At 70.5% G+C, this 8458-nt stretch carries 9 protein-coding genes and 1 pseudogene; all 10 read right to left on the reverse strand.

Annotated features, from left to right (window positions below; translation table 11 throughout):
• On the reverse strand, nt 1–287 hold a 287-nt coding region (locus JWQ91_RS07580), incomplete at its 3' end, for a 2-amino-4-hydroxy-6-hydroxymethyldihydropteridine diphosphokinase (RefSeq protein WP_297782254.1).
• On the reverse strand, nt 284–661 hold the full coding sequence (gene folB / locus JWQ91_RS07585) for a dihydroneopterin aldolase (RefSeq protein ID WP_297782255.1): 378 nt from the start codon (nt 659–661) through the stop codon (nt 284–286). The genes folB and JWQ91_RS07580, both read right to left, overlap by 4 nt.
• Before the next feature lie 3 nt (nt 662–664).
• A complete protein-coding gene (locus tag JWQ91_RS07590) occupies nt 665–1114 on the reverse strand; it encodes a nuclear transport factor 2 family protein (RefSeq protein ID WP_297782256.1) in 450 nt (149 codons plus the stop codon).
• Entirely contained in the window at nt 1111–1914 is an 804-nt protein-coding gene (gene folP, locus JWQ91_RS07595) for a dihydropteroate synthase (protein WP_297782262.1), read from the reverse strand. The genes JWQ91_RS07590 and folP overlap by 4 nt, the downstream gene beginning before the upstream one ends.
• Before the next feature lie 44 nt (nt 1915–1958).
• Nucleotides 1959–2525 (reverse strand): GTP cyclohydrolase I FolE, encoded by a 567-nt coding sequence (gene folE, locus JWQ91_RS07600; protein ID WP_297782257.1) that lies wholly within the window; start codon nt 2523–2525, stop codon nt 1959–1961.
• Nucleotides 2522–4540: an ATP-dependent zinc metalloprotease FtsH gene (ftsH, locus tag JWQ91_RS07605; protein WP_297782258.1), complete on the reverse strand. Its 2019-nt coding sequence runs from the start codon at nt 4538–4540 to the stop codon at nt 2522–2524. The genes folE and ftsH overlap by 4 nt, the downstream gene beginning before the upstream one ends.
• 168 nt (nt 4541–4708) lie before the next feature.
• Nucleotides 4709–5266, reverse strand: a complete 558-nt coding sequence (gene hpt, locus JWQ91_RS07610; protein WP_297782259.1) for a hypoxanthine phosphoribosyltransferase — start codon at nt 5264–5266, stop codon at nt 4709–4711.
• Nucleotides 5267–5270: 4 nt separating this feature from the next.
• The gene (gene tilS / locus JWQ91_RS07615) at nt 5271–6224 is read right to left on the reverse strand and encodes a tRNA lysidine(34) synthetase TilS (RefSeq protein ID WP_297782260.1); all 954 of its coding nucleotides are present in this window, start codon (nt 6222–6224) and stop codon (nt 5271–5273) included.
• A gap of 3 nt (nt 6225–6227) precedes the next feature.
• The gene (locus tag JWQ91_RS07620) at nt 6228–7274 is read right to left on the reverse strand and encodes a zinc-dependent metalloprotease (RefSeq protein WP_297782261.1); all 1047 of its coding nucleotides are present in this window, start codon (nt 7272–7274) and stop codon (nt 6228–6230) included.
• A 699-nt stretch (nt 7275–7973) separates the two neighbouring features.
• A pseudogene (locus tag JWQ91_RS07625) lies at nt 7974–8458 on the reverse strand (HNH endonuclease); the annotation flags it as partial.

The following is an 8458-nucleotide window of genomic DNA, read 5'->3' on the forward strand; positions in this document are numbered from 1 at the left end:
GCGCGGTCGAGCAGCGTGTGGACCGTCAGCGTCGTGTCGATCAGGACGACGGCGTTGAGGAACTTGCCGGCCTTCTCCGGGCCGCCGACGGGCTCGGTCTCGTAGACCGAGGAGATCGCCACGACCGTGACCTCGGGTGTGTCCTCGAGTGCCGAGACACCGCCCTGGAGCCGGTCGAGCCGTTCACCCAGGTTGGACCCGATCGCCAGGACTGCCTGACGGATCGGCCTCATGCCGCCCGTCATGGTGTCCGCGTCCAGGACGTACGGGGTCGGCGCTTCGGTCACAGTTTGCTCCGCTCTATCGTGACGGCGACATCGTCGAATGTCACCGCGATGGGCGCTTCAGGCTTGTGCACCGTCACGCTAACCCATTGAACCGGCTCTTCGGCCAGACACAAGTCCACCATACGGAGCGCGAGCGTCTCGATGAGGTCGACGGGGTCCTCGACGATGGCATCGTGTATCTGCTGGGCCAGGACGCCGTAGTGCACGGTCTTGGTGAGGTCGTGCTCGCGCGCGGCGGGGCCCAGGTCGAGGCCCAGGCTGACGTCGACGACGAACGTCTGCCCGTCCCGCTTCTCCGCGTCGAACACCCCGTGGTGCCCGTGGGCGGCGATGCCGCGCAGGTCGATCCGGTCCAGCCCGTCGGGAATGGCCATGGGTCAGTCGTCCTCTCGGAGGTGCAGGTCGGCGATCGGGGAGGCGTGCCGGGACCACAGCTTCCAGTCTCCGGCGGTCCTGCTGCCGGAGGGGTCACGGACCAGGATGCTGGTGCAGACGGCCTTGCCGCCCGCGAAGGCCTCCGGCGACGACATGCCCTCGCCGGACAGGATGTTCTCGGTGCACGTGATCGTCGCGGCGGTCGGCTCGTCCGAGCCCCGCGGGAACGTCACGACGTCGACGTCGGTGAGGAAGAACTGGATGTAGCCGACGTTGGCCATCAGGACCGTCCACGACCGCAGCACGTGCGCCGTGCCCCGCAGCGGGACCGCACCGGGGTGCACGCAGGACGTCCCGGGGTCGTCGACCCACAGCGACGCCATGAGGTCGACGTCACCGGTCTCGACGGCGTCGTAGAACGCCCGGTGGACGGCGAGGGCCTCGGCGGTCATGCGCGGTCCTCCCGGGCCAGCCGGGCGACGACACGTACGGCGTCGGCCGAGGCTGCGGGCTCGTGGACGCGGACGCACCACGCGCCCGCCAGCGCCGACAGCGTCGAGATCGCCGCGGTCGCGTCGTCCCGACCGTCGGTGGGGCGCAGCCGGCCGTCCGGGCCGGCCAGCACCTCGCCGAGGAACCGCTTGCGGCTGGCCGCGACGAGCAGCGGGGGCCCCAGGGCCACGAGCTCCTCCAGGTGGGCCAGGACGGTCCAGTTCTGCTCCCCGGTCTTGGAGAAGCCCAGGCCCGGGTCGAGGATGATCTGCGCGGGGTCGACCCCCGCGGCGACGGCGGCGTCGACCTGCTGCAGCAGCTCGGACGTGATGTCGGCGACGAGGTCCTCGTAGGCCGTGTGCTTCTGCATGACGTCGGAGTGCTCGCGCCAGTGCATCAGGACGATCGGGGAGCCGGTCTGTGCGGCCAGGCCCATCATCGCGGGATCGGCACGACCGCCGGACACGTCGTTGATGATCGCGGCCCCGGCCTCCAGCGCCTGGCGTCCCGTCGAGGCCCGCATCGTGTCGACCGAGACCGGTATGCCCTCGGCGACCAGCCCCGTGATGACCGGCAGCACCCGGCGCAGCTCCTCGTCCGCGTCGATCCGCAGCGCCCCGGGACGCGTCGACTCCCCGCCGACGTCGACGAGGTCGGCACCCTGGGCGGCGAGGTCGATCCCGTGCCGGATCGCGGTCGCGGCGTCGAGCCACTTCCCGCCGTCGGAGAACGAGTCGGGGGTGACGTTGACGACCCCCATCACGAGGCATCGGTCCTGGGCGAGGCCGGCGAGCACGAACGGTCCTAGCGAGCCGTGATGAGGCCCATGGCCTCGGCCCGGGTCGCGGCGTCGCGGAGCTGTCCACGCACCGCGCTGGTCACGGTCTTGGCGCCGCCCTTGCGGACGCCTCGCATCGCCATGCACAGGTGCTCGGCCTCGAGGACGACGATGACGCCCCGCGGCTGGAGATGCTTGACCAGCGCGTCGGCGATCTCGGTCGTGAGCCGCTCCTGCACCTGAGGACGCCGGGCGTAGACGTCGACGAGCCGGGCGAGCTTCGACAGGCCCGTCACGCGGCCGCCCTCGGTCGGGATGTAGCCGACGTGCGCGACCCCGAAGAACGGGACCAGGTGGTGCTCGCACATCGACCACAGCTCGATGTCCTTGACCAGGACGAGCTCGTCGTGGCCGACCTCGAACACGGCCGTCAGGACGTCCTCGGGGTCCTGGTCGAGCCCCGCGAGCAGCTCGTCGTACGCCTTGGCGACCCGCTTGGGCGTGTCCTTGAGCCCCTCGCGGTCGGGGTTCTCCCCGATCGCGAACAGGAGCTCACGGATCGCCGCCTCGGCGCGGGGGCGGTCCACCGTCACGGAGCGTCCGGGTTCTCGTGCATCGGGGGGCCGGCCGGCGGCGGCGCGTCCGGGCCGGCGTCGGGGCCGACCACGATCGGGGTGCCGCCGGTGCCGTTCTGGTCCGAGTAGGACTTGCCGGGGATGTTGTCGACCGGCGGGCGGGTGTCGGGGACGCGGGTCTCGGACCCGGTCCACGCGGGACGGATCTCGCGACGGCGCAGCGGCTCGAAGATCCGGGCGACCTGCGCCTTGTCGAGCGTCTCCTTCGCGAGCAGCTCGGTCACCAGGGCGTCCAGGACGTCCCGGTTCTCGTTGAGGATGTCGAACGCCTCCTGGTGGGCGTACGAGATCAGTTTGTTGATCTCCTCGTCCACCACCGCGGCGACGGCCTCGGAGTAGTTGCGGGCGTGGCCGATGTCGCGACCGAGGAACGGCTGTCCCTCGTTCTCGCCGAGGCGGACCGCGCCGAGGCGCTCGGTCATGCCGTACTGCGTCACCATGGCGCGGGCCAGACCCGTGGCCTTCTCGATGTCGTTGCCGGCGCCCGTCGTGGGGTCGTGGAACACGAGCTCCTCAGCCGCCCGGCCGCCCATCATGTAGGCCAGCTTGTCGAGCAGCTCGGCCCGGGTCTGCGAGTACTTGTCCTCGTCGGGCAGCACCATCGTGTAGCCCAGCGCACGGCCACGCGGCAGGATCGTGATCTTGTGCACCGGGTCGCTCTGCGGCAGCGCCGCGGCGACCAGGGCGTGCCCGCCCTCGTGGTACGCCGTGATGCGTCGCTCGTTCTCGTTCATCAGGCGGCTGCGCTTCTGCGGGCCGGAGATGACCCGGTCGATCGCCTCGTCGAGCGCGACGCTGTCGATCGTCTTGTCGCCGTTGCGGGCCGTCAGCAGCGCGGCCTCGTTGAGCACGTTGGCCAGGTCGGCGCCGGAGAAGCCGGGCGTACGTCGGCCGATGGCCTCGAGGTCGACACCGGGCGCGATGGGCTTGCCGCGGGAGTGGACCTTGAGGATCTGGGTGCGGCCGGCGAGGTCCGGCGCCTCGACGCCGATCTGGCGGTCGAACCGGCCCGGGCGCAGCAGCGCCGGGTCGAGGACGTCGGGACGGTTGGTCGCCGCGATGAGGATGACGCCGCCGCGGACGTCGAAGCCGTCCATCTCGACCAGCAGCTGGTTGAGGGTCTGCTCACGCTCGTCGTGGCCGCCGCCCATGCCGGTGCCGCGGTGGCGCCCGACGGCGTCGATCTCGTCGATGAACACGATGGCCGGGGCGTTCTCCTTGGCCTGCTCGAACAGGTCGCGGACGCGGCTCGCGCCGACGCCGACGAACATCTCGACGAAGTCCGAGCCGGAGATCGAGTAGAACGGCACGCCGGCCTCACCGGCGACGGCGCGGGCCAGCAGCGTCTTGCCGGTGCCGGGAGGCCCGTACAGCAGGACGCCCTTGGGGATCTTGGCGCCGACGGCCTGGAACTTGGCCGGCTCCTGGAGGAACTCCTTGATCTCGCCGAGCTCCTCGATCGCCTCGTCACAGCCCGCGACGTCGGCGAACGTCGTCTTGGGGGTGTCCTTGCTCATGAGCTTGGCCTTGGACTTGGCGAACTGCATGACCCGGCCGCCACCGCCGGCGGCGTTGTTCATCATGTAGATGATCAGGCCGAAGATCAGGATGATCGGGAACAGCGTCACGAGGATCGACAGGAACGGGTTGGTCTTGGGGACCTCGACGTCGAACGACTTGAGCTTCTTGTCCTGCACCGACTTCTCGGCCTGCTCGACGAGCCGGGCGCCCTGGTCACCGAGGAACTTCGCCTTGACCTTGGTGCCGTCGTCGAGCGTCGCCTGGATCTGCTGGTCGCCCTCGACGAACTTGACGTCGCGGACCTTGCCGTCGTCGAGGTAGGTCACCATCGTCGCGGTCTTGACCGACTTGTAGCCGTCGGCGCCGGAGGACAGGCTCACGACCGTGATGACGAGGATGGCGATCAGGATGATCCAGAGCCACGGGCCCTTGAAGAGGCGTTTGAAGTTCATGTACGGCGTGGAGCGGGTCCACTCCTCCTCATGTGCTGGTCGGTATTCGAACGGTACACGGATGACCGTCACCCCATGGAACGAGTTGTCCCCTATCCAGCGTTCCCGATTCCGGTTCGCCCGAAGCGAACGCGGCCGCGGTCCGGCCCGTACGTCCCGCGGGACGTCCTAGGAGTAGACGTGCGGGGACAGCGTCCCGATGCAGCGCAGGTTGCGGTAGCGCTCGTTGTAGTCGAGGCCGTAGCCGACGACGAACGCGTTGGGGATGTCGAAGCCGACGTACTTGACCTCGACCTCCATCTGCTGGGCCTCGGGCTTGCGCAGCAGCGTCGCGATCTCGACCGAGGCGGGTCCACGCGAGCGGAGGTTGGTGATGAGCCACGACAGGGTCAGGCCCGTGTCGATGATGTCCTCGACGATCAGGACGTGGCGCCCGTTGAGGTCGGTGTCGAGGTCCTTGAGGATCCGCACGACGCCGGATGACTTGGTGCCGGAGCCGTAGGAGGACACCGCCATCCAGTCCATCTCGACGTGCCGGTCGAGGCTGCGCGCGAGGTCCGCCATGACCATGACGGCGCCCTTCAGGACGCCGACGAGCAGCAGGTCCTTGCCTTGGTAGTCCTTGCTGATCTCGGCGGCCATCTCCTGGAGGCGGCTGACGATCTGCTCCTCGGTGTAGAGGGTCTGATCGAGCTCGAGGTCGCCTTCGACATGCGTCTGGTCCACGTGCTCACTGTCCCACAGGCGTCGCGGCGAAGCCCAGGGAGTTCCCCGTTCGGGCGGCGCTGACACCGCCGGGCAGCTCGATCCGGGCCTGGCCGTGCCACTCGGTGACGAGCCGGTCGAGCCCGGCCAGGTGCACCGCTCCCAACGCCGACGGGTCCGCGCCCGCCGCGAGGGCCGCCCGGCGCAGCACGCGGGACCGCAGCGCGGGGTCGAGTGCCGCCAGGGTGGGCACGTCCAGCGGGGACCCGACCGCGGCGGCGAGGGTGTCGAGGAGGGCGGAGTCGGCGCGCACCTGGTCGGCGGTCCGCGCGAGTGCCTCGGCGACGCCGCGTCCCAGGACGTCCTCGAGCAGCGGCATGACCTCGGCGCGGATCCTCGACCGGCGGTAGGCCGGGTCGCTGTTGTGCGGGTCGACCCACCACTCGAGGTCGTACGCCCGGCAGATCCGCTCGGTGTCGGCACGACGCAGCGTCAGGAACGGGCGCCGCCACATCCCGTCGACGGCCGGCATCCCGGCGATCGAGCGGGGCCCGGAGCCGCGCCCCAGGCCCAGCAGCACGGTCTCGGCCTGGTCGTCGAGTGTGTGCGCGAGCAGGACCGCATCGGCGCCGGCGGCCTCCAGCGCCGCGCGCCGGACGGTGCGGGCAGCCGCCTCGGGTCCCCCCTCGGTGCCGACCGCGACCGGCACGACCGCGGCGTCCACGCCGAGCCCGGCCAGCTGCTCGACGGCCCGCGCCGCGACGCCGGCGGAGCCCTGCTGCAGGCCGTGGTCGACGACGACGGCCCGCAGCTCGTACGCTCCGCGGTCGGCCACGAACGCCGTCACGGCAGCGAGCGCCAGCGAGTCGGCCCCGCCGGAGACTCCGACGACGAGCCGGGCGCCGGGCTCGAGGTCGGCGAGGGTGCGCTGCACCGCGATCCTGCCCGTCGCGACGGTCGGGTCGAGTGCGCCGCCCATGGGTCAGCCGTGGACGCGCTTGACCCACGCCGCGGGGTCGAGGATCTCGGCCTTGTCCGGGAGGTTGCCCGGCTCGGCCCACACCGCGTTGAAGCCGCTCAGCCCGACCCGCCGGTTGACCTCGCGGACGAACTCGGCGCCGTCGCGGTACTGCGCCATCTTGGCGTCGATCCCCATCAGCCGGCGCAGCATCCGGTCGAGCATCCCGGCGCCCTTGCGGCGCTCGGTGAACTTGCGCCGGATCTCGACGACGCTCGGGATGACCTCCGGGCCGACCCCGTCCATCACGACGTCGGCGTGCCCCTCCAGCAGGGACATGATCCCGGTCAGCTTGTCGACGACCTGGCGCTGCTTGTCGTTCTGGAACAGGTCTGCGAGCGAGGCGTCGGAGTCGCCGCGGGCGATGCGGACGACCTCGCCGAAGCCGTCGGAGACCAGCGACGACAGCGCCGCCGAGTCCATCTCGGTGGCGTCGACGAACTCGTCCATCAACGAGCGCATGTGTCCCCGCATCCAGTCGACCGCGGTGAACTGCACGCGGTGCGTCTCCTCGTGCAGGCACACCCAGAGGCGGAAGTCGTGCGGGTCGACGTCAAGCTGGCGCTCGACCTGCACGATGTTGGGGGCGACCAGCAGGAGGCGGCCGCCCTCGCCGGCGGGTCCGTCCCAGAACGGGTCGAACTGGCCGAGCACCTTGGACGACATGAACGACATCAGGGCGCCCACCTCGGCGCCGCTGATCTTGGAGCCGACCGACCGGGACAGGCCCGAGGGCATCTTGTTGGCCGCCTGGAGCTTGGCCAGCACGGGGTCCATCAGGACCTGGAACGTGTCGATGTTGGCCTCGACCCAGCGCGGTCGGTCCACGATCAGGACGGGCGCCGTCGCGGAGGTCGCGTGCAGGTCGCTGAACTCGCGGACCGGGGCCTCGGAGCGCGCGGCACCCTCACGGAGCTCGGCGACGGCCTCGGCGACCTCGGCGGCGGACACCGCGGGGCCAGGCTTGGACAACCGGGCGGCGGTCGACTGCGCGAGCTTCCAATCGATCATGCACCAACGGTACGGGGTGACAGGTCGCCGTTCCCGTTCACGAGCCCGGGACACTGGCCGAGCATGCCCAGCGGTTCGACGCCCGCCTCGGAGGCGAGGGGTCGTCTCATCGGTGTCGCCGGCCCCCGGACGTGAGACCGGGCAGGCCCAGAGTCCTCGGCATCCAGTGGGCGGTGCGTGGCTCGCCCGTTCACGACCTCGTCGGGCGACTGCCGCACCGCCCCGTCATGGGAAAAGCGATCAGCCCACCGCCGGTCGTGAGAAGGGCGATAAGCTCACCGCTCCTCGACGACCGTGGCGAACCCAGCCAACACCCCGTACACCTGGTGGACCTGGATACTGTGCGGCCATACGGATCGAGTCAGCGATCGAACAGGACAGCAGCTGGGCGCGGCTCGACGCCGTCTACCGGGTGTTCCTCTTCTCCGACGGGGCTGGCGACCGATCGTGGGCAACCGACACGCACGACGTGTGGGACGCGGAGGTTGACGAGGTCATCGCATGGGCGGAATCTCGATGAGCACCAGGCGATCTTTTCTCTGTTGCGCTTCGCCAGGGTGACGGGGACGCCCGAGGTCTGATCTGGCTCGTGGGCTTCGACGTGAACGACGATCCGATCACTGAGCGTGAGCGGCAGATCCAGGCGCGGATGCTGAAACGGCGAGCGCCAAGCCTGCGCGCAGCCAACGACCAGCTTCGCTATTGGCGGAGGTGGCCGGGGTTGTTGTCGCGGGGCAGGACCGGGGGTGGGTCGGACCGGTATTCGTGGCCGGTCGGGGTGCGCCAGATGGTGGCCTTGCCGGAGCTGGTGACGTGCCAGCCGGGTTGGTGCTTGATGGAGTGGGACCGTTTGCACAGGGCCTTGGCCGTTGTCGGCGGTGGTGGGGCCACCGAGCTGGAAATCGGTGATGTGGTCGGTGTCGCGGATGCTGCAGTCGCACCCGGGTTGCCGGCACCTGCGGTCGCGGGCTCTGACGTAGGCGTTGATCGGGCCCTCGTAGCGTCGGCGGCGGGGGGCCCGTAGCCGACGAGGTCGGCGGGGGTGTCGCCGCCGTTGAAGACGGTGTCGGCGTCCATGACGACCTGCACCTCGACGTCGACGTCGTCGGCGAACGCCCGGCCGGTGACGCGTTCGACCAGGGTCTCGGCCATGATCGTGCCCCGCGACCGGGGATCGCCGGTGG

This window comes from Aeromicrobium sp. (assembly GCF_025965075.1).
Taxonomy (GTDB): domain Bacteria; phylum Actinomycetota; class Actinomycetes; order Propionibacteriales; family Nocardioidaceae; genus Aeromicrobium.